Annotated in this window: 25 protein-coding genes and 2 tRNA genes; 12 read left to right on the forward strand and 15 right to left on the reverse strand. The window is 71.4% G+C overall.

Going from position 1 to position 25,150, the window contains the following annotated elements:
• Nucleotides 1–422: 422 nt before the first annotated feature.
• On the reverse strand, nt 423–752 hold the full coding sequence (locus ABZ810_RS01925) for an XRE family transcriptional regulator (protein WP_358397961.1): 330 nt from the start codon (nt 750–752) through the stop codon (nt 423–425).
• Between the two features lie 264 nt (nt 753–1,016).
• Between ABZ810_RS01925 and ABZ810_RS01930 the strand changes: the two genes are divergently transcribed.
• Nucleotides 1,017–1,358 carry a hypothetical protein gene (locus ABZ810_RS01930; protein ID WP_358397962.1) on the forward strand — a complete coding sequence of 114 codons (342 nt, stop codon included), beginning with the start codon at nt 1,017–1,019 and terminating at the stop codon, nt 1,356–1,358.
• Between the two features lie 347 nt (nt 1,359–1,705).
• Here the strand turns inward: ABZ810_RS01930 and ABZ810_RS01935 are convergent, their stop codons facing one another.
• The 3 genes from ABZ810_RS01935 to ABZ810_RS01945 all read right to left on the reverse strand — a co-directional run bounded on the left by ABZ810_RS01935 (nt 1,706) and on the right by ABZ810_RS01945 (nt 3,132).
• On the reverse strand, nt 1,706–2,107 hold the full coding sequence (locus tag ABZ810_RS01935) for a hypothetical protein (protein ID WP_358397964.1): 402 nt from the start codon (nt 2,105–2,107) through the stop codon (nt 1,706–1,708).
• 84 nt (nt 2,108–2,191) lie between these two features.
• Nucleotides 2,192–2,395, reverse strand: a complete 204-nt coding sequence (locus tag ABZ810_RS01940; RefSeq protein WP_358397967.1) for a hypothetical protein — start codon at nt 2,393–2,395, stop codon at nt 2,192–2,194.
• Nucleotides 2,396–2,883: 488 nt separating this feature from the next.
• Nucleotides 2,884–3,132, reverse strand: coding sequence for a hypothetical protein (locus ABZ810_RS01945; protein WP_358397970.1), 249 nt, complete (start codon nt 3,130–3,132; stop codon nt 2,884–2,886).
• Between the two features lie 253 nt (nt 3,133–3,385).
• Between ABZ810_RS01945 and ABZ810_RS01950 the strand changes: the two genes are divergently transcribed.
• Nucleotides 3,386–3,568 carry a tyrosine-type recombinase/integrase gene (locus ABZ810_RS01950; protein ID WP_358398935.1) on the forward strand — a complete coding sequence of 61 codons (183 nt, stop codon included), beginning with the start codon at nt 3,386–3,388 and terminating at the stop codon, nt 3,566–3,568.
• Between the two features lie 239 nt (nt 3,569–3,807).
• Here ABZ810_RS01950 and ABZ810_RS01955 read toward each other — a convergent pair whose 3' ends face one another.
• The 5 genes from ABZ810_RS01955 to ABZ810_RS01975 all read right to left on the reverse strand — a co-directional run bounded on the left by ABZ810_RS01955 (nt 3,808) and on the right by ABZ810_RS01975 (nt 6,215).
• On the reverse strand, nt 3,808–4,053 hold the full coding sequence (locus tag ABZ810_RS01955) for a hypothetical protein (protein WP_358397972.1): 246 nt from the start codon (nt 4,051–4,053) through the stop codon (nt 3,808–3,810).
• On the reverse strand, nt 4,054–4,386 hold the full coding sequence (locus ABZ810_RS01960) for a DUF6247 family protein (RefSeq protein ID WP_358397975.1): 333 nt from the start codon (nt 4,384–4,386) through the stop codon (nt 4,054–4,056).
• A 176-nt stretch (nt 4,387–4,562) separates the two neighbouring features.
• A tRNA-Phe gene (locus ABZ810_RS01965) sits at nt 4,563–4,636 on the reverse strand.
• A gap of 18 nt (nt 4,637–4,654) precedes the next feature.
• Nucleotides 4,655–4,732: transfer RNA gene (locus tag ABZ810_RS01970), tRNA-Asp, on the reverse strand.
• 106 nt (nt 4,733–4,838) lie between these two features.
• Nucleotides 4,839–6,215: an AMP-binding protein gene (locus tag ABZ810_RS01975; protein ID WP_358397977.1), complete on the reverse strand. Its 1,377-nt coding sequence runs from the start codon at nt 6,213–6,215 to the stop codon at nt 4,839–4,841.
• A gap of 90 nt (nt 6,216–6,305) precedes the next feature.
• Here ABZ810_RS01975 and ABZ810_RS01980 point away from each other — a divergent pair, with 90 nt between their 5' ends.
• The gene (locus ABZ810_RS01980; RefSeq protein WP_358397979.1) at nt 6,306–7,721 is read left to right on the forward strand and encodes an amino acid permease; all 1,416 of its coding nucleotides are present in this window, start codon (nt 6,306–6,308) and stop codon (nt 7,719–7,721) included.
• 52 nt (nt 7,722–7,773) lie between these two features.
• On the opposite strand, the gene abc-f is transcribed toward ABZ810_RS01980, so the two are convergent.
• The gene (gene abc-f / locus ABZ810_RS01985) at nt 7,774–9,459 is read right to left on the reverse strand and encodes a ribosomal protection-like ABC-F family protein (protein ID WP_358397980.1); all 1,686 of its coding nucleotides are present in this window, start codon (nt 9,457–9,459) and stop codon (nt 7,774–7,776) included.
• A 518-nt stretch (nt 9,460–9,977) separates the two neighbouring features.
• On the opposite strand from abc-f, the gene ABZ810_RS01990 reads away from it, so the two are divergent.
• From ABZ810_RS01990 to ABZ810_RS02020, 7 genes are all read left to right on the forward strand, one after another.
• Entirely contained in the window at nt 9,978–12,044 is a 2,067-nt protein-coding gene (locus ABZ810_RS01990; protein ID WP_358397983.1) for an adenylate/guanylate cyclase domain-containing protein, read from the forward strand.
• 101 nt (nt 12,045–12,145) lie between these two features.
• The gene (locus ABZ810_RS01995; protein ID WP_358397985.1) at nt 12,146–13,195 is read left to right on the forward strand and encodes a glycerophosphodiester phosphodiesterase family protein; all 1,050 of its coding nucleotides are present in this window, start codon (nt 12,146–12,148) and stop codon (nt 13,193–13,195) included.
• A gap of 119 nt (nt 13,196–13,314) precedes the next feature.
• Entirely contained in the window at nt 13,315–13,581 is a 267-nt protein-coding gene (locus tag ABZ810_RS02000; RefSeq protein WP_358397988.1) for a hypothetical protein, read from the forward strand.
• Nucleotides 13,574–13,858: an SH3-like domain-containing protein gene (locus ABZ810_RS02005; RefSeq protein ID WP_358397991.1), complete on the forward strand. Its 285-nt coding sequence runs from the start codon at nt 13,574–13,576 to the stop codon at nt 13,856–13,858. The genes ABZ810_RS02000 and ABZ810_RS02005 overlap by 8 nt, the downstream gene beginning before the upstream one ends.
• Nucleotides 13,845–14,516: a nitrile hydratase subunit alpha gene (locus ABZ810_RS02010; protein ID WP_358397992.1), complete on the forward strand. Its 672-nt coding sequence runs from the start codon at nt 13,845–13,847 to the stop codon at nt 14,514–14,516. The genes ABZ810_RS02005 and ABZ810_RS02010 overlap by 14 nt, the downstream gene beginning before the upstream one ends.
• A 409-nt stretch (nt 14,517–14,925) precedes the next feature.
• Nucleotides 14,926–16,341, forward strand: a complete 1,416-nt coding sequence (locus tag ABZ810_RS02015; protein WP_358397994.1) for a HAMP domain-containing sensor histidine kinase — start codon at nt 14,926–14,928, stop codon at nt 16,339–16,341.
• A 41-nt stretch (nt 16,342–16,382) separates the two neighbouring features.
• Nucleotides 16,383–16,718: a hypothetical protein gene (locus ABZ810_RS02020; protein ID WP_358397995.1), complete on the forward strand. Its 336-nt coding sequence runs from the start codon at nt 16,383–16,385 to the stop codon at nt 16,716–16,718.
• Between the two features lie 70 nt (nt 16,719–16,788).
• On the opposite strand, the gene ABZ810_RS02025 is transcribed toward ABZ810_RS02020, so the two are convergent.
• On the reverse strand, nt 16,789–17,931 hold the full coding sequence (locus ABZ810_RS02025) for a hypothetical protein (RefSeq protein WP_358397997.1): 1,143 nt from the start codon (nt 17,929–17,931) through the stop codon (nt 16,789–16,791).
• Nucleotides 17,924–18,460 (reverse strand): SigE family RNA polymerase sigma factor, encoded by a 537-nt coding sequence (locus ABZ810_RS02030; RefSeq protein ID WP_358397999.1) that lies wholly within the window; start codon nt 18,458–18,460, stop codon nt 17,924–17,926. The genes ABZ810_RS02025 and ABZ810_RS02030 overlap by 8 nt, the downstream gene beginning before the upstream one ends.
• Nucleotides 18,461–18,674: 214 nt before the next feature.
• On the opposite strand from ABZ810_RS02030, the gene ABZ810_RS02035 reads away from it, so the two are divergent.
• Nucleotides 18,675–19,598, forward strand: coding sequence for an alpha/beta fold hydrolase (locus tag ABZ810_RS02035; protein ID WP_358398002.1), 924 nt, complete (start codon nt 18,675–18,677; stop codon nt 19,596–19,598).
• Between the two features lie 49 nt (nt 19,599–19,647).
• Here the strand turns inward: ABZ810_RS02035 and ABZ810_RS02040 are convergent, their stop codons facing one another.
• Complete coding sequence (locus tag ABZ810_RS02040; protein WP_358398005.1) at nt 19,648–20,625, reverse strand: ornithine cyclodeaminase family protein; 978 nt, start codon at nt 20,623–20,625, stop codon at nt 19,648–19,650.
• A gap of 76 nt (nt 20,626–20,701) precedes the next feature.
• A complete protein-coding gene (locus ABZ810_RS02045; protein WP_358398008.1) occupies nt 20,702–22,921 on the reverse strand; it encodes a thiamine pyrophosphate-dependent enzyme in 2,220 nt (739 codons plus the stop codon).
• 108 nt (nt 22,922–23,029) lie between these two features.
• Between ABZ810_RS02045 and ABZ810_RS02050 the strand changes: the two genes are divergently transcribed.
• The gene (locus ABZ810_RS02050; protein ID WP_358398010.1) at nt 23,030–23,938 is read left to right on the forward strand and encodes a hypothetical protein; all 909 of its coding nucleotides are present in this window, start codon (nt 23,030–23,032) and stop codon (nt 23,936–23,938) included.
• Between the two features lie 152 nt (nt 23,939–24,090).
• On the opposite strand, the gene ABZ810_RS02055 is transcribed toward ABZ810_RS02050, so the two are convergent.
• Nucleotides 24,091–25,077, reverse strand: a complete 987-nt coding sequence (locus ABZ810_RS02055; RefSeq protein ID WP_358398012.1) for a sulfotransferase — start codon at nt 25,075–25,077, stop codon at nt 24,091–24,093.
• Between the last annotated feature and the right edge of the window lie 73 nt (nt 25,078–25,150).

Raw genomic sequence — 25,150 nt, forward strand, 5'->3', positions numbered from 1 at the left:
TGGGTGAGTTTCCGGCCGTCGCGGGGTGCGTCGCGGACTTCGATGTACTTGTGCATGGTGTTCAGGTCGCTGTGGACCCAGATGCCGGTGGGTTCAACACCCCGGGATTGGCAGCGGTGGGTGAGGCGGGACAGCCAGCCAGGGGCGTTCAGCTCGGTGATGAACGGGGCGGCGAGGATGATCGAGACTCCGGCGTCGATGTTGCCGTAGGCCGCGTTCATCAGGCAGCGGTATTCGTGGGGGCGGACCTCGGTCTTGTAGAGGTCGGTATGCCGGTCGTGCCGGTCACCTCCGAGTGAGTGAGGAGACCTTCGGTCATGCGTCGTAGCGTCTGTCGAGGTTAGGCAGTGCCTGATGTGTGCTCGTGACGGCAATCGCGCGTCCACGTTGCCGTCACGGTTGCCGTCATCCGGTCGATGTCGTTAGGCGACCTTGACGGAATGAGGTCCGACGCTGACGGTAATGTCCACATGCCCGCCGAGGGCGGTGGCATAGGCGCGGACCGTCTCCAACTCCATGGCTTCGAGGTCGCCGTTCTCGATTTGTGAGACGCGAGACTGGGCGACACCGAGGGTCTGAGCGACCTCGGCCTGTGCCTTGCCGATGGCCTTGCGGAGTTCCTTGAGGTGGTGTCCGGCGACAGAGGCGTCCAGGTCGGCACGAGCCTGGGCTTGGCGCGCGGGGGCAGCCAGTTCAGGGTTGCGGCGGTGTGCTTCTGCCTTGATGTCCTGCCAACGGCGTCCGGTGCTCATCGACCGGCCTCCTTGTCCTTCGCGGCCCGGTACTCGGGGTAGCGGGCTTCGGCCAGTGGAATGGCCTCGTCGTACCAGCGGGACCATTGCACCCGCTCGCCCGAGCCGGCCAGCCGGCTGTCCAGAGTTCATTGGAGGTCTCGGCTAGCCAGATATAGACCGATTTGGCCTGATCTGGACTTCTCGGCACGGTCACTCTTCGTGCTTCGGCGCCTCGCATCTAGCTTGTTACTAGCCCTCTTGATCCGGCCTGGGGAGATCCATATGTCGGACTGGCCCGAGAGTGGCTACGGTCGCCCACGTCCTGACCTTGAGGCGTTGCTCGTTCACGCTGAGGACCTGTTGGTGCTCGCCGAACGGGGCGAGTGGGGCGATGACTATGCCATGGCCCTGGTGGTTTTCCGGCTGGACAGGACAATCCTGGCGTTGGTCCTATCCGACAATGAGCGCCAGGCGGGAGAGACCCTGATCGCCGCCCTGAGGAACGTGACAGCCGCCTGCTTGGGCGCAGGCGAGCCCCCTTCCCAAGCGGTAGCGGCGACGCTCACAGCTTTGCAGGACTTGCTCCCTGCTTACTTGCCGGAGGAGACGAAGGGCGTGCTGTGACGTCGACTGCCCCTGGCCGGTTTTGGGGTGCGGCGCCGGTGGCCGGCGCTCACGCAGTAGCTCCGGCAGCGCTGGCGGCGGGCCGCGCTAACGCGCAAGCGCCGCCGCCCTTGGACCTGGAATGGAGTTCGTGCCTTGTGGCAGTCCGGCCACTACCGACAGGCGGTTCTGCAGGCGGCAATCGAGCGGGTCCTCCAGTGAGGCTGCGGGCATGCAGACCCCTGCGGCCGCCCCTGGGGCAATGGGGGCACGGTGACCCGCTCGCCGCCCCCATCACCCTCACCCGCCGGGTGCCCGGCCCGGTGGTCTAGAGGTGGCCTGCGCGGTGCGGGGTGGCCGGTGGTCAATCAGCGGCGCCCGGCTGCGGCAGGGGACGTGCCGCCACGGTGCGCGAAGACCAGCGTCCGGGTCTGGCGGACCATCTCATCCAGGTCAGCGATGGTCTGCCACAGGATCTGGCGCAGCCCTTCGCTCTCGGGATGCAGGTGAAGACTTCCGTTACCGGCCGTGGAGGAGTTCGGGTGGGCGGCCGGGTAGGAGTCGGGCCATGATCGGCCGGTACTGCCGTTTGGTGGGCTGATGCAGCCCAGGACCCGGTGCAATTCCATGCTGAGCGCGAACATGTGGCGAACCAGTGCGTCGGCCAGCATGTCCGCAGTTGCCGAGGGGCTACCGGCAATATCGGCGGCGGTGGGGCTGGTGAAGGTGTTGGGACCGTGCCGTGGATGAGCCGACGGCGAGTTCGGCATTGCAGACCACTCTCTTCTGTCGGAGCAAGGAGAGTTCACCGGCCAGGCGGTACTCCGGGGCCGTCCGGCCGCGCGGCCGGCTGTTCAGCAGACCGGCCCGGCATCGGGTGGCTGCCGGGGTGAGACCGGGGTAGGGCCGTGGTCGGAGACGCGACGAGCGTCGTCGTCGCCGATGTCGGCCGGGCTGCCGGCCAGGGCCACCGTCTCCAGCAGCCCCAGCAAGGGCAGCGGATCGGGCGGTTCCTGCGGTGGCGGTGTGGTCGAAGCTGGGCGTGCGGACCGCTCCATTGGCCATGCTCCTTGGTCGCGCTTCCAGACGACGTGCATCGGACATCGAATGCGGATGCCGCCGGGGTCTGGGGCGACCGGGCTACCCGCCCGGCCACAGAGGCCGGGTCAGATCATGAGGCTCAGCAACCAACCTATGCCCAATCACGCACGTCAACGAGCGCGGCGGCCCAGGATCCTCCCACTTTGAGAAGAATTAACCCACTTGGCGGGGTCGGGAGCCTGATCCCGGTGCGGCGGATGCTGGCTGATGCCGACCACTCACTGGGATAGTCCGGACGGACCTCGGCGACCATGCGGACCGCCCGCCTGCGCAGCTCAGGCGGATAGGGGGACTGACGTGCCATGACTCGATCCTCTCAGGGAATCGAGCCTCCATCCGACCCGGGGCGCTTCACCTGGCCCCGACCGCGTTCTCCGTGGCCACAAGGCTGCTGGCGTGTGCTGCTGTGTGCGTCTGAAAGGGGCTGTTGTCGTCAGGGTTGTCGTCAGCCTTGGGTGTGCTGACTTCGGGCTTTCAACCGTCGTACGCGCCGCTCGTGCTGGCCGGCCTTGCGTCGCTGAGCGCGGTCAACGAGTAGAACCCGCGGATCGGATGCCTGCTCGTACAACTCGACCTCGAACGGGTCGGCGTCGAGTTCGATGAGGCACCCCAGAGCTTCTCGATCCTGCTCGACCGTTCCACGCTGGCGCACACTGTCTCGCCACACGTGCGCGCTGACCTCCGCCTCATCCACAGTGGGATCGTACCGCTGACCTTCTGTTTACAAAGTCCAACGAACAAGATCCAGGTCCGTCCAGATCCAGCTCCCTGCCTGCTCCGGAGGCCTCCCGCGCGTCCTCCGGCTCCACCTGCGGCCAGCCGGCGCGGTGCCGCTCAACGATCAGCCGACGGCCTTCAAAGGTGGTGCGGGCGTTACGGTGGGACACGAGAGCCTCCCGGTGGATGTGGACCTAGACAAGCCACTGGCGCTGTGCCTTGTGGGTGCGGTGCGGTTCCATGACATCCGGCACACCTGTGTCTCGCTTCTCCTGGACCTTGGTGTCCCGCCGCATGTGGTTCGAGAGATCGTCGGACACAGTGACATCGAAGTCACGATGACGATCTACGCGCATGCGGCGCTGGATGAGAAGCGGAAGGCGCTCGGGAAGCTGGGGGATGCTCTCGGCTGACGCCGTTGTCGTCAGCGTTGTCGTCAAAAACGCCCCGGGCCGTTGGCTCCGGGGCGTTTGCGCTGCTTAGATGCGGTGGGCAGGGGCGGGGTCGAACCGCCGACCTTCCGCTTTTCAGGAGTAGCAGCCACTCTGCGGTCACCCAGTCGACCGAGGTCAGACGGTGCCCGACGTGTGTTCACGGTGCTGGTTTGTTGCCGTCGTTGCCGTCAATGTTGCCGTCATGCTTGGCCGCGGGTTCATGCCCATTCGACGCGGATGAGGTAGACCTCTCGTTGCTCTTCCAAGACGACGTAGGTTGCCAGTCCGCGTTCGCCGAAAGTGTGAGTGAGCATGTTGGCCCGGGGGTTGGACGGGTTGAACGGGTGTCCGCTCCATGGTGCGGTTTCCAGCAGCGTGAACAGTTCAGCGAGGGGGCCCAACGCTTCCTCGGGGACTGTGTTGATCTGTTCTTCAGCGATCGGGTCGAGGATGAGCTGGTACACCTACCGCCCGCCTTCGCGCTCGGCTAGGACGTCGCGCCATGGCCTTCCTCGCGGGAGTGGCTCGCCGGCGAGTGCTCGCGCGGCCTGTGCATGCATGCGGCGACGTCCCTCAACGTCTCTTGTGGAGTCGCAGGCAGTGATCCACCAGCGGTGGACGAAGTCGTTCAGCGCTGCGAGATCCAGGCTGACGCGGACCTCGTCGAGGACGGCTTTGAGACCGGTGTCGAACGCTTCGCGGTCTTGGGCGACCACGAGTGCGGCGCGGATAGCACGCAGGTTCTTCTCTGGCATGGGCGTGCTACCAGAACCGTAGTCGTGCGGCTGCGCGGTCATATGTGGCCTCCTTGCTCTCTAGGAGCGTACCGAGCCTGACATGGGCCGAGGTAGCAACCCGCGCGGGGGTGGCCGGGGACGCCCGAGTTCTGGGCAGAGTGACCGTCTGCTGTCCGGTTGCCGTCAAAAACGCCCCGGGCCTGGTGGCTCCGGGGCGTTTCGGCTGTTCAGAGAGGTGGGCAGGGGCGGGGTCGAACCGCCGACCTTCCGCTTTTCAGGCGGACGCTCGTACCGACTGAGCTACCTGCCCATGACGCGCGTGCGCGCCTGGCGGTCCTGACGGGATTTGAACCCGCGGCCTCCACCTTGACAGGGTGGCGAGCACTCCTAACTGCTCCACAGGACCTTGCTGGTTAGAGCTTAGCTGCTCTGGGGGTGTCTCCGGACCGGCGGGCCGGTCCTTGGCGACGTCCGAGAGCATACGCGATGGCCGAGGTGGGCGCCAACTTGATTCAGGGCAGGCGGGCGGCGCGGAGGGAAGAGCGTCTGATCTTGCCCGCGTCGTCGCGGAGGGGGGTGGTGACGCGTTCGAAGGTGCGGGGGATCTTGTGGGGGGAGAGGCGGGATTCGAGGTGGGTGAGGAGGGCGGCGTCGGGGGTGTCCGCGGAGAGTTGGACGAGGGCGTGGGGGACGTCGCCGAGGTCCTCGTGGGGGAGGCCGATGACGGCTGAGGAGGTGACGGCGGGGTGCTCGTCGAGGGCGGCCTCGATCTCCGCGGGATAGACGTTGGCGCCGCCCACGAGGATCATGTCGGCCTCGCGGTCGGTGAGGTAGAGGTAGCCGTCGGGGTCCATGTAGCCGAGGTCGCCGAGGGACTCCCAGCCGGCGGGGTCGGAGTCGGCGCCTATGTAGGAGTAGCTGGGGCCGGTGGTGGAACGCATCCAGACCTGGCCCGGGGTGTTGGGCGGGACCGGCGCGCCGGTGGTGTCGCGGATCTCGATCTCGCCCTTGATGGGGCGGCCGACGGAGCCTCGGCGGGCCAGCCATTCGGTGCCGCTGATGAGGGTGGAGGCCTGCGCCTCGGTGCCGGCGTAGAGCTCCCAGATCTTTTCGGGGCCCAACCAGTCGATCCAGGCCTGCTTGAGCCAGGGGGCTATGGGGGCGCCGAGGTGGAAGACGGCCTGGAGGGTGGCGGGTGGGGGAGGGGCGAGGCGGTGGATGCGGTGCATCATCGTCGGGACCGCGTAGAGCCAGTCGATGGCGTGTTCCTGGATCAGGTCGAGGGTGTGGGCGGCGTCGAAACGTTCCATGAGGATCGTGTGGTTGCCCAGGAGGAGCGCTGACGTCAGGAGCATGAACGGGCCGTTGTGGCTCAGGGGCGCGGTGATGAGGGACGTGCCGTTCTGGCGCATCTGGGCCACCAGGCCGAGGAGGGTCGCGGTCTCGGCCAGCCCGGCGTCGGTGGTGGCGATCAGCTTGGGGCGGCCGGTGCTGCCGCCGGAGGCGAGGATCTTCCAGGGCGTGGACGTGAGCGGGGGCGGCGGGTCCGTGCGGGAGGTGAGGGTGAGGGCGTCGACCGTGAGCTTGGGGGCGGCGAGGTCGAGGACGGCCTGACGTTCGGCATCGGGCATCTTGGGGGCCAGGGGGACGGGCGTGGCGCCGGCCTTCCAGATGCCGAGCAGGGCGACGACCAGGTCGGTGCTGTTGGGGAGCACGACGGCGACGCGGTGGCCGGTGACGTCCTGGTCGAGGAGGTGCCAGGCGAAGCGGTTCGCGTTCTCTTCGAGGGCTCGCCGGGTGAGGGTCTCGCCGCCGCAGGTCAGGGCGGGGCGGTCGGGGTCCTCGGCGGCAAGGTGGGTCAGGGCGGTGCCGATGGGGGTTCCGGACACGGGCGGCTCCCTTCGTGGCGTACATGATCGCAGGGACTGCGGCAAGATTGCAGTCACGGAGAGTGACCGTCGTTCGGGGAAAGGTGTTGGATGGCTTCGACTGACCAGGAGGGATATCAGCGGGGGCTCGGCACCCGGCAGATCCAGATGCTGGCCATCGGCGGGACGATCGGCACCGGGCTCTTTCTGGGGGCCGGGAAGAACATCGCCAAGGCGGGGCCGAGCCTGATCCTGATGTACGCGGTGGCGGGGCTGATGCTCTTCTTCGTCATGCGGGCGCTGGGGGAGCTGCTGACCTACCGCCGGGTCGAGGGCGGGTTCGCGGGGTACGCGCGGGAGTTCCTCGGGCCGTTCTGGGGTTACGCCACGACGTGGACGTACTGGATCATCTGGGTGACGACCGGGATGGCCGAGCTGACCGCGGCGGGGCTGTACATCCAGAAGTGGTGGCCGGGGGTCGAGCAGTGGCAGACGGCGCTCGCCGCGCTGGTGGTGCTCTTCGTGGTCAACCTGATCTCGGTGAAGCTCTTCGGCGAGCTGGAGTTCTGGTTCGCCATGATCAAGGTGGCCGCGATCGTGATGATGATCCTGGTCGGGATCGCGGTGCTGGCGTTCGGGTTCGGGGACGCGGGGGAGACGGCGGCGGTCAGCAACCTGTGGTCGCACGGGGGCGTGTTCCCCGAGGGCGTCTCGCCGATGCTGATGACCCTGCAGATGGTGCTCTTCGCCTATCTGGGCGTGGAGCTGGTGGGTGTGACGGCGAGCGAGGCCAAGGATCCGGAGAAGAACATCCCGCGGGCCATCAATGCGTTGCCGGTGCGGTTCGCCCTGTTCTACCTGGGGTCGCTGCTGGTGATCCTCTCGGTGGTGCCCTGGACGGAGTTCAGGGGCGGCGCGAGCCCGTTCGTGCTGGCGTTCGACCGGATCGGCATCCCGGGCGGCGGTGACATCGTCAACTTCGTGGTGCTCACGGCGGCGTTGTCGTCGTGCAACGCCGGGGGCCTGTACTCGACGTCGCGGATGTTGCGGACGGCCGGGGTGAACGGCGACGGGCCGAGGGCGCTGGCCGGGTTGAACGGGCGCGGCGTTCCGGTGCTGACGGTGGTCATCTCGGCGCTGGTCATGGGGATCGGCGTGATCGTGAACGCGGTCGTGCCGGACAGGGCGTTCGAGTACATCACCTCGGTCTCGACCGGCGGGGCGATCCTGATCTGGGGGATCATCGTGGTCTCGCACCTGGTCTACCGGCGGAGGGTGCGGGCGGGGCTGGTCGAGGCGTCCGGTTACCGGATGCCCGGGGCGCCGTTCACCGGCTGGCTGGTGCTGGCGTTCTTCGCGTTCGTGACGGTGACGATCGCCTGGGAGCACGACACGCGGGTCGCGCTGTACGTGATGGCGGGCTGGATGGTCCTGATCGGGCTCGGGTGGCTGGCGCTGCGCGGGCGGCGACGCGGCCCGGCGGGCGGCGCGGTGCCGGTCTCCGCCGAGGCGGCCGGACGCCTTTAGAGGGTGGGGCGGAAGGGCGCTCCGGGGATCGCCCCCGGAGCGCCCTTCCTGGTCAGGCCGCCAGGCGGCCGTCGCGGAGCTCCGTGCGCGTGCCGGTGAAGCCGTTGCGGAACCGGCGGTCGTGCGAGACCACCAGGAGCGAGCCCTTGTACGAGTCGAGGGCCGCCTCCAGTTCCTCGATCAGCGCCAGGGACAGGTGGTTGGTCGGCTCGTCCAGGATCAGCAGATCCGCCGGACGGGTGACCAGCCGGGCCAGTTCCAGGCGGCGGCGCTGGCCGACCGACAGGACCGACGCGGGACGCCCGAGATCCTCCTCGCGGAAGAGCCCGAGGCCGAGCAGGCTGTCGGCGTGGTCGGCGGCAGCCCCGGGCAGGCCCTCGGCGAAGAGCGCCAGGACGGTCCGGCGCGACCTCTCGACCGGGAGTTCCTGCCGCAGGTAGCCGATCCGCCGAGGGCGCTTGACCTTGCCGTGGTCCTGGGCCAGATCGCCCGCGAGCACGCGGAGGAGCGTCGTCTTTCCGGCGCCGTTCGGCCCGGTCAGCAACATGCGTTCGCCGGGCGCGAGCGTGAACGCCTCGACGTCGAGCCGTCCCGAGACCTTCACCCGGGAGAGCTCGGCGGTGAGCCCGTCGCCCTTGCCACCCTCGATGCGGGCGGCGAAGCGCAGCGGGTCCGGCGGACGTGCCACCGGGTTCGCGTGCAGCCGGTCGAGGCGTTCGCGGGCGTTGCGGATCAGCGCCGAGACGCCTCCTTCGTGGGAACGGCGGTGCCGGCCCGACATCCGCTCCTCCCGTGTGGCCGGGCCGAGCGAGCCGAGCCGTTCGGCGCCCGACTCGGCGAGCCGGGTCTGCCGGTCGATCTCGGCGAGCCACTCCTCGTACTCCTGCTCCCAGCGGCGGCGGGCGGCGGCCTTGCCGGCCAGGTACCCGTTCCAGCCGTCGCCGTAGCGGGTGACGGCGCGCCGGTCGCGGTCCACCTCGAGGATCGCGGTCGCGAAGCCCTCCAGGAACGCCCGGTCGTGGGTGACGGTCACGACGGTGCCCCGGTGCGAGGCGAGCTGGCCCTCCAGCCACCCGACCGCCTGCTCGTCGAGGTGGTTGGTCGGCTCGTCGAGGAGGAGCAGCTCGGGCGCGGCGGCGAGGACGCAGGCCAGGCCGAGCCGGGACTGCTCGCCGCCGGACAGGCTGCCCAGCACCCGGTCACGGGTGATGTGCGCCAGGCCGAGCCCGTTCATCGCGGCGTCGACGCGCGCGTCGGCCTCGTAACCGCCGCGGGCCTCGTAGGCGTTGATGAGATCGCCGTAGGCGGCCATCTCCTCCGGGGACGCCTCGGCCAGCGTGGCCTCGGCCTCCCGCATCCGGCGTTCGAGGTCACGCAGGTCGGCGAGGGCGTGGTCGATCGCGCCCGCGACCGTGAGGTCCGGCGGCAGGTCGAGCGTCTGGCCGAGGTGGCCGATGCCGCCTCCGGCCATCACGGTGATCTCGCCGTCGTCGGGCTCCTCCTCGCCGGCGAGCAACCGCAGCAGGGTGCTCTTGCCCGAGCCGTTCTCGCCGATGACACCGACCTTCTCGCCGGTACGGACGGAGAACGAGACCTGGTCGAGCACGGCTCTGCCCTCGTACGCCTTGGTGACGTCCTTGAGGTTGAGCTGCGAGGTCGAGGCGGCGGAGCCGCCGGCCGGCGGGCTCGCCGGAAAGGAAGAGGAGTGCGTGCGGGTTTCTGGGCGGTGGCGGGTCATGGTGTCGACCTCCGGAAGTTCGTGCGGAACGGGGAACGATCCGCTCGCCGGGGTCGCGTGACGTCCTGCCTCGCATCGGGTGGACGCGCCCGGAGCGCGTCGCGTGGACGCGTGGGTCACAACGCGCGTCGTGTGGACGGGCCTTGCGGCATGCGTCGGCGGGCGCGCGCCTCTGGAGCGCGCACCTGCGGGGATGCGAAGGAGGAGGAAAGAAGTGGATCCCGGCAGCGGGCGAAGGGGACGTGGACACGCTCGACCACGCCCGACGCGTGCGATTCAGAACGCCGCGTCAGCGCGGGAGGCTAGAGAAACCAGATCCCCACGGGACCGATGCCAGAACAACCCATGCGCCCAGTATACCTGGTGATCTTCTGTGGACCTTGTGACGGTCGTCATAGCTCGGGGGTGTACGTGGGCCTGATGCGTTTCGCGTTCTATCGTGAGATCCGTCCTGTGTTGTGACCGGCAAGGCGGTGACAGTGACGGGCAAGGCGGTGGCACGCAGTCTGGGTGCCCGGTTGGACGCGATACCCGGCGTTCCGCGCACGATGCTCGAAGTGCGGGTGCGATGGGTCCTGCTCTTCGTGATCGCCGTCGCCAACGTCGGCGGCGGGCTGGTCGTGCTGCTCTTCGCGACGTTCGTCGTCCCCGACCCGCCGATGCCGCCCGGCGAGGCCGCGCAGGCCCGCCTGGTCAACACGATCGCGTTCTTCAGCTACCCGGTGATCGCCGGCCCGATCGCGCTGGCGCTCGGCTACCACCTGTGGCGTCCGGTCGTCCGGCTGGCGCGCGAGGGCGGCACGCCCGACCGGGAACAACGGCGGGCCGTCCTGCTCGGGCCGCTCCGCGCCACCCTGGTGATGGGGGCGTTGTGGACGCTCGGCGCGATCGGCTGGGCGACCCTGGACATCGCGCTGTTCAACGTGCGGCTCGGCGTCAAGACCGGGCTGACCGCCCTCCTCGGCGCGCTGACCTGCTGCACCATCGTCTACCTGCTGTCCGAACGGCTGCTGCGCCCGGCCGCCGCGCTCGTCCTGGCCACCGAACATCCGCGCTGGTTCAAGCTGCCCGGCGTCACCACCCGCGTGATGCTGGCGTGGGCGCTCGGCACCGCGATCCCGGTCTTCGGCCTGATCTGCGTGGCCATCGGGGCGCTCGCCGCGGGCGGTATCGAGACCACCCAGCTGGCGATCACGATCCTCGGGCTGGGAGGCACCTCGCTGCTGGTCGGCATGGCGGTCACCTACATGGCCACCCAGGCGATCGCCGACCCGATCAAGACGGTGCGCCAGGGCATGGCGATGGTCGAACGCGGCGACCTGGAGACCGAGATCGAGGTGTACGACGCCAGCGAGGTCGGGCAGCTCCAGTCCGGCTTCAACCACATGGTCGCGGGGCTGCGCGACCACGAACGGCTGCGCGACCTGTTCGGACGGCACGTCGGCGAGGAGGTCGCCGGCCTCGCCATCGAGAACGGGCACATCGAGCTGGGCGGCGAGACCCGCGAGGTGGCGGTGCTGTTCGTCGACCTCACCGGGTCGACGCGGCTGGCGGAGACGCACGCGCCGGACGAGGTCGTGGCGCTGCTCAACCAGTTCTTCGGCGTCGTCGTCGAGACGGTGAACGGGCACGGCGGGTGGATCAACAAGTTCGAGGGGGACGCGGCGCTCGCCATCTTCGGCGCCCCGACCGACCTGGACGACGCGGCCGGAGCCGCCCTGGGGGCCGCGCGCGAGCTGGCGTTCCGGCTCCGCACGGAGGTGCCCGGCGTGGACGCGGGCATCGGCGTCTCGGCCGGTCCGGTGGTGGCCGGGTACATCGGTGCCGAGCAGCGCTTCGAGTACACCGTCATCGGGGACCCGGTGAACGAGGCCGCGCGCCTCAGCGACCTGGCCAAGGTCGCACCCGGCCGCGTGCTCGCCTCCGGCACCGTGCTGGAGCTGGCGCATCTGGCCGAGGCCGCCGAATGGGACCTCGGCAAGTCGGTGACGCTGCGCGGCCGGAGCCGCCCGACCCGGCTGGCGGCGCCGCGCACGCCGGTGGTGCCCACGGTCGTCGAGTCCGTGGTGGACGAGGTCGAACGGCGCCGTCGCCTGTTCCCGCGTCCTCGCGTTCCGGGGCTGCTGCGCCGGGTGGGCCGGACGGCCGCCGACGTCGTGGTCCCGCCGCCCCTGGCGTCAGGGGCCGGGGGGCCTGGGGGCGAGGGGCCTGAGGTCGGGGTGTCCGGGGGCGAGGGACCGGGCCTGCCAGGCGATCCGGGCGATCCGGGCGATCCGGGCGCGTCCGTGCCGTCGGCGCCGCCCGTACCGCCGCGCCTCCCGAAGGCTCCCGCGCCGCCGGAACCGATGGCCGCGCCGATCCCGGCTGCGTCGCCGATCCCGGGGGCTTCGCCGGACGCGGGCTCCGTTGCTCGGCCGCCGTTTCCGATGCCGCCCGTCCGGGCGCCCGCGGTGAGCGGCACGCCGAAACCACCCAAAACGCCCAAGCCGCCGAGAACACCGAAGTCTCCGAAAACGCCGCAACCGCCTGCCCGGACGGCCGATTCTCCCGGCGTTCCGCGGCCCGGTGCGTCCACTGACGCGTAAAGTCACTGCGATTACACGGCCTGCTATCGGGGTGTTACTTCGGTTTCACCGAGCCCCTCAAGGGTTGGCATGGACAGCTCCTCCCCCCTCTTGAGGTGCCAATGTTCCGACGGCTCGGTCTTCCCGCCGTGCTGGCGCTCGCCGCCACGGCCCTGACGCTCCCGATCGCAGACGCCGCGCCCGCGAACGAGACGGCGGCCCGCCCCAGCGCCAAGACCGCACGCGACACCGCCAAGGCCGCCAGGGCGGCCGCCGCCCTGAGGGCCACGACCACCACCGCCACGACCACCACGACCACCACCGCCACGACCACCACCGCCACGAACACGACCACGACGGCTCTGGCCACGGCGACCAAGGCCACCACGGCCGCGGCGACCGCGAAGGCGGCGCGGGCCAAGGCGAACGTCGCGCATCGTGGCGCGTCGGCCGCCGCCCCCGAGAACACGCTCGCCGCGTTCAGGTTGGCACGTACCAAGCGCGCCACCCTCTTCGAGCTCGACGTGCAGGAGACCAAGGACCACAGGCTGGTGCTCATGCACGACACCACGCTCGCCCGCACGACCAACGTCGAGTCGGTGTTCCCGCGCCGCTCTCCGTGGCGGGTCCGCGACTTCACGCTCGCCGAGATCCGCAGGCTCGACGCGGGCTCGTGGTTCGCCTCCAGGTACCGGGGCGAACGGGTCCCGGCGCTCGGCGACGCGCTGCGCACCATGCAGAGCAGCGGCCTCGGCCTGCTGCTGGAGGTCAAGAAGCCCTCGTACTACCCCGGCATCGAACGCCGCATCGTCGCCGAACTGCGCCGCAACCCCGCATGGCTCCGTCCCGATCCGAACGAGCGGCGGCTGATCGTGCAGTCGTTCGACGTCGCCTCCATGCGCCGCTTCCACCGGCTCCTGCCGAACGTTCCGGTGGGGTTGATCGGCAAGCAGCCGACCTCACAGATTCCCGCGCTGTCGAAGTGGGCCGACCAGATCAACCCGCCGTACGCGAGCCTCACGGCCTCCTACGTCAAGACCGTGCACAAGTACAGGATGGAGTCGTTCGTCTACACGATCGACAACCCCGCCAAGATGCGTACCGCGCTCAAGCTCGGCGTGGACGGCATCATCACCAACAAGCCCGACGTGCTGCACGGCGTGCTGCACTGACATCCACCCGCGCCTCCCGCACGCGCTCATGCCCTCCGCCTCCCGCGTCGTGCGTACGTCCCGCACTTCCCGGGAGGCGGCCCCTTCCGGCCGGCGATCTCCGCGGTTAGCGTCGGGGGATGAGCAGGGTGCACGACATGGGCGGGCAACTCGGCTTCGGTCCCGTTCCCGGGGCGGCCGCGGGCGACGAGCCCCCGTTCAGCGCCGACTGGGAGGCGCGGGTCTTCGCGTTGAGCAGGGCACTGCTGCGCGCCGGTGCCTACAACCTCGACGAGTTCCGGGACGCCATCGAACGCATCCCGCCGGAGGCCTACCTGCGCGCCTCGTACTACGAGCGCTGGCTCATCGCCATGGAGCACCTCCTGGAGGCGAAGGGCCTTGGCTGACCCCGGAACGGCGCTCTTCGCGGTGGGCGACCGGGTGCGCGTCCGGGCCAGGGACCCGGAGCACCACACCCGCGCGCCGCGCTACGTACGCGGGCAGACGGGCGAGATCGTTCACTCGCACGGCCTCTGGCCGCTGCCCGACGACCGTGCGCGGGGCATCGACCCGCCGCGGGTGGAGACCGTCTACGTCGTCCGGTTCGCGGCCGGCGACCTGTGGGGGATCGGCGGGCACACCGTCGCCGTCGACCTGTGGGAGTCCTACCTTGAGCCGAGCTGACGACCGCGACCACGATCACGACCGCGCGTCCGAACACGGTCACGACCACGCGCACGGCGACGGCGGCGGCGCCGGGCATGTGGACCTGCCGATCGCGGCGCGGGTGCGGCGGCTGGAGGAACGGGCCATCGCGGCCGGCCTGACCAGCGACGCCGAGCTCGACGCGTTCCTCACCAGGTTCCTCGAACGGGCCACGCCCGTGAACGGCGCCCGGCTCGCGGCACGCGCCTGGACCGACCCGGCGTTCCTTGAACGCCTGCTCGCCGACGGCAACGCCGCGGTCGCCGAGCTGGGCCTCGGCCCGGCGGACCCGGCCGGGCAGTCCTACCGGCTGATGGTCGTCGAGAACACCGCGACCGTGCACAACGTGATCGTCTGCACGCTCTGCTCCTGCTACCCGCTGTCGCTGCTCGGGCCGTCGCCGTCCTGGTACAAGAGCCACGCCTACCGGGCGCGCGTCGTCCGCGAGCCGCGGGCGGTCCTCGCCGAGTTCGGGCTCGCGCTGCCGGACGAGGTCGAGATCGCCGTCTGGGACTCCAGCTCCGAGGCCCGCTACATGGTGCTGCCGCGCCGTCCGGAGAACGCCGCGGACCTGTGCGAGGAGGCTCTCACCCGGCGCGTCACCCGCGAGGGCCTCATCGGCACGGCATCCATCTGAGCCCCCGCGTCTCATCTGAGCCGCCCCCCGCGTCTCGTCTGCGTCGCCCCTGCGTCTCGTCCGCGTCTCGTCCGCATCTCGCCCCACATCTCGTCCGGGGTCTCGTCCGCGTCTTCGCTCGGCCTCGTCTGCGGCTCGCCCCGGGGGCGTTCGGGTCTCATTTGGGCCTCGTTCGGCCTTGTTCGGGCTTTGTCCGTCTCGTCTGGGGCTTGTGCGCGGGGAGGCGGGACGTGCCTTCCGGCTCGTTACGACCTGTTCGTGCAGGCCACGCCTCCGTGACGAACGGGTTCTTTGCCGTCTCCTGATCATCGCGTGATCGCGCCCGGGGTGTAGGTGTGCCTGTGGGGTGGTTGTCTCACCCTCAGGAGGTCGAGTGGTCGGAGAACGCCGGTGGTCGATACGGGTTCGCATGACTCTCACCGCCGGGACCATCGCGGCCCTGGTGTGTGCGGGGGTCAGCGTGCTCGTCGTCCTCGGCGTGCGCGGACAGGTGGAGGACTTCGAACGCGAGAAGACCACGTCGGCGGCGCTGGAGGTGGTGCACCTCATCAAGCGCGACCGGCTGCCGTCCACGCTGCCCGCGGGGGACACGGTCGCGCTCCAGGTGCTGAACGCCTCGGGCAGGGTCGTGTCGTCGTCGCCCAACCTGAGGGGCGACCCGCCGATCGCCTCGTTCCAGCCGACGGAGCAGAGCGTCTACACGATCCAGACGTTGTGCCCGCCCGCCGGCCTGAAGGGCTGCATGAACGTCGTCGCGTTCCGCGTCTACCAGCCGGACGGCGACTGGACGGTCTACGCCGCCGACGACACCATCCCGTGGTACGTCAGCTCCACCCTCGTGCTCTTCCTGATCTGCGTGTCGTTCCTGCTGGTCCTGGTCACGGTGCTCGGCTGCTGGCGGACGATCGACCAGACCCTGGCCCCGGTGGACGCGATCAGCGCGAAGTTGTCGGAGATCACCGCGACCGAGTCGGGGCGCCGGGTCCCCGTCCCGCCGAACCACGACGAGCTGCGCGCGCTGGCCGAGGCCGCGAACGCCACGCTCGACCGGCTCGACGCCGCGCTCGAACAGCAGCGGCGCTTCACCTCGGACGCCTCGCACGACCTGCGCAGCCCGATCACGGCCGCGCGGACGCAGGTGGAGGACGCGCTGCTGTATCCGGACGACACCGACTGGCCGGACGTGGGCCGGGCCGTGCTCGGCAGCCTGGACCGGCTGCAGGCGATCGTGTCGGACCTGCTCGAACTCGCCCGGCTCGACGCCGAGTCCGCCCGGCAGGGCACGGACCTGATCGACCTGGCCGACGTGGTCCGTGCCGAGCTCGACCGGTCGCCGCGCGCCAAGGAGATCGTCACCGACCTGGTGCCGGGCGCGGCCGTACGCGGTGATCGGCTGCGGCTGGCGCGCCTGTTCACCAACCTGCTCGACAACGCCGAACGGCACGCCGTCCACCGGGTACGCGTGATCGTCCGGCCGGACGCCGACATGGCCGTCCTGGAGGTGATCGACGACGGCGCGGGCATCGCCCCGGGCGACCGCGAGATCGTCTTCCAGCGCTTCACGCGCCTCGACGCGGCCCGCAGCCGGGACGCGGGCGGCACCGGGCTCGGCCTGCCGATCGCCCGGCAGGTCGCCCGCGCCCACGGCGGCACGCTGGTCATCGAGGACGGCGACGCCACCGGGACCGTCGCCACCGGAACGACCCCCACCGGGGCCACCTCCACCGGGGCCACGGCGAGTACCGGTGTGCGTGGCGGTCGCGGGGCGCGCTTCGTCCTGCGCATCCCGCGCGCCGACGACGAGCGGCGGCCCGGCGACTCCTGACGCCCTTGACCTTCCGGGACCGGGGTGGTGGGCTCGGGGCCATGTCCGAGGGTTCGACGGCACAGGAACTCTTCGACGAGCTCGCGGCCGAGCAGCTCATCCGGCCCGAGGTCACGAAGGGCCTGATGCTCCAGGCCGAGTCGCTGCGGTTCGACGGCAAGTCGTTCGCCTTCGTCTCCAAGGAACGGCTCTTCCTGAAGGTCCCGGCCGTCCGCGTCGACGAGATGGTCGGCACCGGCGAGGGCCTGCACTGCGAGATCGGCGGACGCCGCATGCGCGAGTGGGTGGTCGTCCTCGCGACGGGCGCCCCCGAGGACCGCACCCGGTGGCGCGCCCTGCTCGCCGAGTCCGCCGCGTTCGTCGCCACCCTTCCCTGAGCCTCGGCGGTTCCGCGCTGCTCCGCGGGGCTCCGTGCGTTTCCGTGCGGCTGCGAAGCTCCGCGAACGCTCAGCGGCGTTCGAGGAGATATCCGTCGCCGAGGTCGCGCAGTAGCAGGTCACCGGCCGCCCATGCCGCGCCCGGGAAGGTGACCTGCGCTCCGGTACGCAGGTCGACGACCAGCGCACCGCCGTCGCCCGTGTCCTGATGGACGGCCGAGTACACGACGACGTTCAGCCCGACCGTCACCGTGCCGGTGTATCCGGGCCGGCCGGCGAAGGGCAGCCTCCTCGCCACCACGGACTGCTGCCCGGACCCGGTCAGCCGCTGGACGGTCAGCCTGCCGCGGTCGGCCCAGGCGAGCGTGCCCGGACCGGCGCCGAAGACGGCCTCGTCCGAGGTCTCCGCGACCAGCGGGCGCCGGCCGCCGTGGCGCAGGTTCACCTGCTCCACCCGGTCGGGCCTGGTCCGCGCGTACGCGTTCTGGTCGGAGACCGCGACGAGCGGGCCGGGCAGGCTCCTCGAATGCGGGAGGGCGTCGCATCCGGCGGCGGTGACGATCGTGCGCCTCTCGGCGTCGCCCCAGACGATCAGGCCGCCGTCCACGTAGAAGGGCTCCCGGCCGCTCCAGGAGGCTCGCAACGTTCGGACGTCGGTGCGGCCGGGGGACTGGCACCGGAGCGTCTCCCCTTCCGGCCACACTCGGGAGGTGGCGCCGACCGCCATGGTCCACAGGTAGGGGAGGGCGGAAGCCGGGGTGTCGGCCACGCGGCGCGGCGGCCCGGCCTCGGGACCGGCCAGCCACACCCCCCGCTGCGGCAGCTGGACGCCTTCGCCGTTGACGGCCACCGGCATTCCGAGCACCGAGCCGTCCGGGCCCAGGGCCATCGCGCGGAACGTCCGCCCGCCCGGGAGCGAACGGGGGATGAGGGCGCCTCGGGTCTGCACCGCGGACGGGGTGACGCTGGTGACCGGCTTGGCAGGGTCGGGCGGCCGGGCGCCGTCGCGGCCGGACGCGGCGAAGACCGCGACGGGGACGGCCATCGTCGCGGCGACGCCGGCCGCGACGGCGGTGACCAGGGTGCGGCGCCGGCGCCGGCGGGCCGCGGTACCGGCCAGGACGGCCTCGCCGAGGCCCGCGGACGGATGCGTCCCGGGGTCCGTGGCGGCGGCCAGGAGGTGTTCGGCGACCTTGTGCTCGAGCTCATCCACGGGATTCCTCCTCCTTGGCGGCGACGGCCCCGGCGGCTCCGGCGGCTCCGGCGGCTGTGGTGCGCAGGCGGGCCAGGGCGCGGGCGGCCTGGCTGCGGACCGTCCCGGGCGAGCAGGAGAGCACCTGCGCGATCTCCGCGTCGCTGAGCTGGTCGACGTACCGCAGGACGAGGACGGCGCGCATGCGCGGTCCCAGGCCGTCCAGCGCCGCCGCGAACCCGGCGTCGCCGGTGACGCGGTCGAGGCCGGGGTCGGAGACCGGGTGGTCGGGAGGTTCGGCGGTCAGCTCCTCGCGGTCGCGGCGCCGCCACCGGTCGGTCATGAGCCGCACCATCGTCGTGCGCACGTAGCCCTCGGGGTCGTCCTTGCGTCGGACCCGGCGCCAGCTCACGCCGGTCCTGGTCAGCGCCTCCTGGACGAGATCCTCGGCGTCGTGCCGGTCGCCCGTCAGCACGTATGCGTACCGGTACAGCGCGGGCAGCCGATGCTCGACGAACTCCTCGAACGGACCCAGGTCCGGTTGCGTCAAGGCACACCTCCTACACCCAGGGACGGCCGTCGGAGCCGTTCTGCTGCACGGTCCGGCGAACCCGGGGAGAAACTCCCGATCTGATGCTTGCCTCCTATTGGACCCTCGGTCTAAATTTGCGTGGTCCGGGATGCAAGTGACCACTTGCACGGGGTTCGTTTCGCCTGGTGAGTGCAGGAGGTCGGGTATGGGATGGCGGTCCAGAACGGCTCAGATGATCACGACGGCGGGGGCGGGCCTGGCCCTGTTCGCGGCCGTCACGGCTCCGGCGTCGGCGCGCGCCGACACGGCCGCCGAGAAGTACCCGGCCGGCAACATCGGCGTCGCGCTCCAGAACTTCTTCAACAACCCCGACAAGGTCGACGGCGCCAACGACTGGTCGTGCCGGCCCGGCGCCGAGCACCCGTACCCCGTCGTCCTGACGCACGCGACGTTCGTCAACACCGGCGCCAACTGGGCCGTGTTGTCGCCGATGCTCGCCAACGAGGGCTACTGCGTCTACGCGTTCAACTACGGCATGACCCAGATCTCGTTCGACCGCGTCGGCGGCTTCGGTGACATCGCGGCGTCCGCGGCGACGATGAGCGACTTCGTCGACAAGGTGCTGGCCTCGACCGGCGCCTCCAAGGTCGACGTGGTCGGGCACTCGCAGGGCGGCATGATGCCGGGCTACTACATCAAGCGGCTCGGCGGCGCGGACAAGGTGCGCACGTTCGTCGGCCTGTCGCCCAGCAACCACGGCACCACCCTCCTCGGCCTGGTCACGCTGGGCAAGCAGCTGAACCTGCTCGGTCTCGCCAACGACACCCTCAACTCGCTCGGCGCGCCCGGCCTGGTCCAGCAGGAGGAGGGCTCGGACTTCCAGAACGCGCTCTTCGCCGACGGCGACACCGTGCCGGGCCCGCGCTACGTGGTCCTCCAGACGAAGAACGACCTGGTCGTCACGCCGCACACCAACGCGTTCCTCAAGGGACCGAACGTGCGCAACATCCTGATCCAGGACCAGTGCCCGCAGGACTACGTGGGCCACGTCGGGATGTTCAACGACGGCCCGGTGATGCAGAACGTGCTGAACGAGCTCGGCCCGAACGTGCCGGACTTCAAGCCCGCCTGCACCGGCTACGGCCTGCCGTTCTGACCGGCCCGCCCGCTCGCGCGCCCGGTCTCGCGCCGGTCGGCCCGTGCCGTCACAGGTCGACCGGCGTTCCGGCGCCCCTCTCGCGGGCGAGGGCCACGATCCGCGCGGCGGCCGCCGTGTCCTGGACGCCCAGGCCGACGCTGTTGTAGAAGACGACGTCCTCGGGGGTACGCCGGGCGGTCGCCAGGCCGGCGGCCACCTCGCCGAGCGGGATCAGGCGATCCTCGGCCAGCGTCCCGCCGCGCAGCGCGGAGACGATCGGCCCGGCCTGCTCGGCGGCGGTCGCCACGTCGTCCACCACGATCGCGGCGGCACGTTCCAGGGCCTCGGCGTCCACCTCGGAGTGCTCGGGGGAGAACGAGCCGACGCTGATCACGGTCGCGCCGGGCGCGAGCCACGCGCCGCGGACCACCGGCTTCTCGCTGGTCGTGCAGGTCGCGACGATGTCCGCGCCCTCGACGGCCTCGCGCGCGTCGGCGGTCACCGTCATCGGGACGCCCAGCTCGCGTTCGAGATCGGCCGCCAGCGCGTGCGCCGACCCCGGCGTCCGCGAGTGCAGGCGCACCTCGCTGAGCCCGCGCACCGCCGCGATCGCCCGGACGTGCGCCCGTCCCTGCACCCCGCAGCCGATGAGCGCCAGCCGGGACGCGCCGGGCGGCGCCAGCAGGTCCACCGCGACCGCGCTGGCCGCGGACGTGCGCAGGGTCGTGACCGACGTGCCCTCGATGATCGCCACCGGGACGCCGCTGGCCTCGTCCAGCACGGTCACCATCGCCGACACGCTCGGCAGGCCGCGGCCCGCGTTGCCGGGGTTGACGCTGCCGAACTTGGCGACCGGTCCCGTGCCGGGCAGCCGCGAGACGTAGCAGAACGCCACGTCGTCACCGGCGGGTAGCAGCGCCCGCGGGGCGAGCAGCGCCTCACCCCGGCCGAGCGCGGTGAACGCGGCGCGCTGGGAGTCGATCGCGATGCCGACCTCGAACACCGCGTGAACGTCGGCCGCGGACAGCAGGAGTACCTCGGTCATAGGGCGCCATCCTCACCACCGAACGCGCCGTTGCCAAGGGGGAGCCGACCGCCGGCCCCCGGGTCCTCCGGGCCGGTCAGGCCGAGACGAGCTTGCGGGCGGCCTGCTCGATGTCGGTCTCCGACAGCAGGACGTGATAGGCCGCCTCGCCCAGCGGGATGATGCTGTCCTCGCTGGTCACGCGGGCTGTACGGCCGGTGAAACCGGCGTCGTTCAGGGCCGCCAGCACCCCCTCGGAGACGCCGCCGGTGCGCCGCGTCTCGTCCGCGACGAGGACGCGCCCGGTGGCCCGTGCCTCCCGCAGCAGGTCGTCCAGCGGCAGCGGCGACAACCAGCGCAGATCCAGCACCCTGGCCTCGACGCCGGACGCGGCGAGGGCGCGGGCCGCGCGCAGGCTCATCGGCACCCCGTTCCCGAACGTGACGATGGTCAGGTCGGTGCCCGTCCCGTACGTTCGGCCGCGCCCCATCGGGACGGCCTCGGCCGGGTACGCGGCGGCCCAGCCGTCGTCGCCCTCGTCGTGCAGGTCACGCGTGTGGTAGAGCGCGATCGGCTCCAAAAACACGCACACCCGGCCGTCGGCCCTGGCCGCCGCGACGCAGGTGCGCAACATCCCGGCCGCGTCGTCGGGCCGGGCGGGCGAGGCGATGACCAGCCCGGGGATGTCCCTGAGCGCGCCGATCGCGTTGTCGTTGTGGAAGTGGCCGCCGAACCCCCTCTGGTAGGCGTAGCCGGCGATCCGCACGACCATCGGGTTGCGGTACCGCCCGTTGGAGAAGAAGGACAGCGTGGACGCCTCGCCGCGCAGCTGGTCGCCGGCGTTGTGCAGGTAGGCCAGATACTGGATCTCCGGGACGGGCACGAAGCCCGACACCGCGGTCCCCAGCGCGAGACCGAGGACGGTCTGCTCGTCCAGCAGCGTGTCGAACACCCGGGCGGCGCCGTGCCGCTTGAGCAGGCCGCGCGTCACCCCGTACACCCCGCCCTTGCGGGCCACGTCCTCGCCGAAGACCAGCATCTCGGGGAGGTGCTCCAGCAGGTCGTCCAGGCTCCGGTTGATCGCCTGCGCCAGCGTGAGCGTCCGGGCCCGGGCGGCCGCCGCCCCGGGACCGTTCGCCCCGGTCGCTCCGGCCAGAGCGCCCGCGCCGCCCAGCCCGTCCGCCCGGCCCAGGCCGTCGGCTCCGCCCAGGCGGGCCGCCTCAGCGGTGACCGCGGTCGGGCGGGACGGCGCCAGCGGCGCCATGACCTCCCGCGCCGAGCCCAGCCGTGCCGCCTCCGCGGCCTCCTCGGCGAGCGCCATGACCTCGGCGTGCTTGGCCTCGTACAGCCCGACGACCTCGTCCGCCGTCGCGATCCCGTGATCGACGAGCAGCCGGGCCGTGCCGAGCAGCGGGTCGTCCGCCTCCGCCGCCGCGATCTCGGCGGGGCTCCGGTACGCCGACTCCACGTCCGAGCCCGCGTGTCCCATGAGCCGTACGGTCCGCAGGTGCAGGAACGCCGGGCGCCGCCGCTCCCGCACCCACGCGGCGGCCTCCCGCGCCCTCGTGTAGGCCTCGTCCAGGGCGCAGCCGTCGGCCGCGAAGTACTCCAACCCGGGCCGCGACCCGTAGGCCGCCCGGATCCAGCCGTCCGGCGTCCGGACGCTGATCCCGATCCCGTTGTCCTCGCAGACGAGCAGGAGCGGCATCGGCAGGCCCTGGTAACCGCACTGCACCGCCGCGTTGACGGCCCCGGCCGCGGTCGAGTGGTTCGCCGAGGCGTCGCCGAAACTGCAGACGGCGACGGCGTCCCGCCCCCAGAGAGTCTCCACCCCGAGCCGCGCGGCGCGGTCGATCCCGAACGCCACACCCACCGCCCGTGGCAGATGCGAGGCGATCGTGGACGTCTGCGGGATGACGTTCGCCGCATGGCTGCCGAAGACCTTGTGCCGCCCGCCCGCGATCGGCTCGTCGGCCGCCGCGACGATGCCGAGCAGGACGTCCCGCAGACCCCGCACGCCCGGCACCTGCCGCGCCCGTTCGAGGAAGAACGCGCCCGACCGGTAGTGCAGCAGCGCCGGATCGTCCGGGCGCAGCGCCGCCGCCACGGCCGCGTTCCCCTCGTGGCCCGACGATCCGATCGTGTAGAAGCCCCGCTTGCGCCCCTGCAACCACCGGGCCGCGAGGTCCAGATGGCGGCTTCCCAGCTGCGCGTCGAACAACTCCAGGGCGCGTTCGCCCGGGAACGGCAGGCCGGCGCGCGGCGCGGACGGCGTCAGCGCGCGCACCGCCGCGACGAAGGAGGCATCGTCAGGCATGCTCCGAGCATCGTTCGACCGGGCCGGGAGTCACAAGTCCATGAACTCCTTGACCTCCCGGCAGCAACGGGAGCCCCGTTCCGGGCGGCTATGACCTATCATCCAGATGTGAATAGCGGGGAATACACGCCTCTGGTCCCTGATCTGGCGCGCTCGACGGTCCTGGCCGAGCCGCCCGGCGCGGGCGCGGGCTACTGGGCCGGGGCGCCGAGCGCGGCCGAGGGCGACAACGGCTGGATCTACCTCGCCTACCGCCTCCGCCGCCCGATCGGCCAGGGCCGCGGCTACGCGGTCGTCGTCGCGCGCTACCGGGACGGCGCGCCCGTGGAGCCGCTCGTGACGATCGGCAAGGACACGATGGACGCCGAGTCCCTCGAACGCCCCGCCCTCGTCCGGACGGCCGAGGGCCTGTGGCGGCTCTACCTGAGCTGTGCCACGACCGGCACCAAGCACTGGCGGATCGAGGTGCTCGAGGCCAAGGACCCCGCCGACTTCGACCCGCGCGACCGCCGGGTCGTCCTCCCCGGGGACGAGCTGACCGGTGTCAAGGACCCGGTGATCGTCCACCATGACGGGCTCTGGCACCTGTGGGCGTCGTGCCACCCGCTGGAGGTCGCCGACGACGCCGACCAGATGGTGACCGAGTACGCCACCAGCGTCGACGGCCTCGACTGGACCTGGCACGGCACCGCCCTGGGCCGCCGCGACGGCACCTGGGACGCGCGCGGCGTCCGCGTCAGCGCGGTCCTGCTCTCCGGTGCCGACGTCATCGCCGCCTACGACGGCCGCGCCACCGCGGCGGAGAACTTCGAGGAACGCACCGGCGTCGCCGCGGGCAGCGAGCCCGGCGTGCTCGCCCACGTCGGCTCGGACCCCTGGGCCGAGTCGCCGCACCAGGGCGGGGGCCTGCGCTACCTGGACGTCCTCCCGACCTCCGATGGCGGCTACCGGCTCTTCTACGAGGTCACGCGCCCGGACGGCGCCCACGAACTCCGTACCGAGGTGCGGGCCGCCTAGATCGTCCAGGTGGCGGCACGGGCGGCCGAGGTCTTCCGGGAGGCTGAGGTCTTCCGGGAGGCTGAGGTCTTCCGGGCGGCTGGGGTCTTCCGGGCGGCTGGGGTCTTCCGGGAGGCTGGGGTCGTCGCGGGAGGCTGAGGCGTCAGGGCGGTTCAGGGCTCGCCGTGGTCGCGGCGCCGGCCGTTCCGCGCCTGCCGCTGGCCCGCGGGCCTGGCGCCGACGAGCCCGCCGGAGTTGTCGCGGGGCGCGAGCCAGTCACCGAACGTCTGGCCGGTGACCTGCTCCAGCAGCCGGATGTCGGCGTCGAAGTAGGGCAGCAGCGCCTGCCGCTGCTCCCAGGTCAACGGCCGCCGCGCCCGCCCGTCCTGCTGGAGGGTGCGTTCCAGCGGGCTCACGATCCTGGTGGACAGCTCGCCCGGCAGCAGCGTGCCCACCCGCACCGCCCGCGCGAGCAGCCGGTGCCGGACGGTGTGGTCCGGATGGGCCGTGACGTTCTCCCTCGGCACCTCGGTGAGGACGCCGGTCTCCACGCCGAGGAACGCGCAGATCCGGTCCAGCGTCTCCACGGGCTGCTCCAGGAGCTCCCGGTATCTGAGCACCAGCACCTGTTCCCGGGAGAACGACTCGTAGAGCCGCTCCAGCTGGCCGCCGTACCGCCCGAGCCCCACGTAATGCCAGAAGTCGGCCCACCCGGCCTCCTTCCGGCGGTCCTCCTCCGCGCACGCGCGGACCACGTCGCCGACCGGCTCCAGGCCGGCCGACCACAGGTGCGTCCAGTTCGAGTGCGCGCGTTCCACCGGATCGCGCAGGATGGCGATCATCCGTACCTCGGGGATGAGGCGCCGGATCCGCTCCTGCGCCGCCGGGTCGTACAGATAGAACGGCGTGGACTCTCCGCACAGCGCACCCGCCGGCGCCTCGTCGAACAGCGCCTCGTAGTCCTCGCGGCGCCACACGTGCTCGCGGTAGGTCTTCGCGTCGCCCGGACCGCCGCGCGTCGGCGGCGGCCCGTCGGTGAGGAAGAACTTCGGCTCCTTCACCGGGGCCGTGAACAGGCCCGGATGGCGGTCCAGCGCCGCGTGCAGCGCGGTCGTCCCCGCCTTGGGGGCGCCGATCACCAGGAAGTCCGGCAGAGCCATGTCGCCTCCTCGGCCGTTTTCGAGCAAAGCAAACTATATCCACATGATTAGTTGGAAATAGAAGTCCCTGAGC

It is taken from the genome of Spirillospora sp. NPDC047279, assembly GCF_040643285.1.
In the GTDB taxonomy this organism is placed as follows: Bacteria; Actinomycetota; Actinomycetes; order Streptosporangiales; family Streptosporangiaceae; genus Spirillospora.

Bases quoted from the DNA above. Each gene is read 5' to 3' on its own strand.
- ABZ810_RS01940 (WP_358397967.1), bottom strand. From the start codon at position 2,395: ATGGAGCGGTCCGCACGCCCAGCTTCGACCACACCGCCACCGCAGGAA.
- ABZ810_RS01980 (WP_358397979.1), top strand. From the start codon at position 6,306: ATGGCTTCGACTGACCAGGAGGGATATCAGCGGGGGCTCGGCACCCGG.
- ABZ810_RS02015 (WP_358397994.1), top strand. From the start codon at position 14,926: ATGACTCTCACCGCCGGGACCATCGCGGCCCTGGTGTGTGCGGGGGTC.
- ABZ810_RS02000 (WP_358397988.1), top strand. From the start codon at position 13,315: ATGAGCAGGGTGCACGACATGGGCGGGCAACTCGGCTTCGGTCCCGTT.
- ABZ810_RS01930 (WP_358397962.1), top strand. From the start codon at position 1,017: ATGTCGGACTGGCCCGAGAGTGGCTACGGTCGCCCACGTCCTGACCTT.
- ABZ810_RS01960 (WP_358397975.1), bottom strand. From the start codon at position 4,386: ATGACCGCGCAGCCGCACGACTACGGTTCTGGTAGCACGCCCATGCCA.
- ABZ810_RS01995 (WP_358397985.1), top strand. From the start codon at position 12,146: ATGTTCCGACGGCTCGGTCTTCCCGCCGTGCTGGCGCTCGCCGCCACG.
- ABZ810_RS02045 (WP_358398008.1), bottom strand. From the start codon at position 22,921: ATGCCTGACGATGCCTCCTTCGTCGCGGCGGTGCGCGCGCTGACGCCG.
- abc-f (WP_358397980.1), bottom strand. From the start codon at position 9,459: ATGACCCGCCACCGCCCAGAAACCCGCACGCACTCCTCTTCCTTTCCG.
- ABZ810_RS01925 (WP_358397961.1), bottom strand. From the start codon at position 752: ATGAGCACCGGACGCCGTTGGCAGGACATCAAGGCAGAAGCACACCGC.
- ABZ810_RS02040 (WP_358398005.1), bottom strand. From the start codon at position 20,625: ATGACCGAGGTACTCCTGCTGTCCGCGGCCGACGTTCACGCGGTGTTC.
- ABZ810_RS02035 (WP_358398002.1), top strand. From the start codon at position 18,675: ATGATCACGACGGCGGGGGCGGGCCTGGCCCTGTTCGCGGCCGTCACG.
- ABZ810_RS02020 (WP_358397995.1), top strand. From the start codon at position 16,383: ATGTCCGAGGGTTCGACGGCACAGGAACTCTTCGACGAGCTCGCGGCC.
- ABZ810_RS02055 (WP_358398012.1), bottom strand. From the start codon at position 25,077: ATGGCTCTGCCGGACTTCCTGGTGATCGGCGCCCCCAAGGCGGGGACG.
- ABZ810_RS01935 (WP_358397964.1), bottom strand. From the start codon at position 2,107: ATGCCGAACTCGCCGTCGGCTCATCCACGGCACGGTCCCAACACCTTC.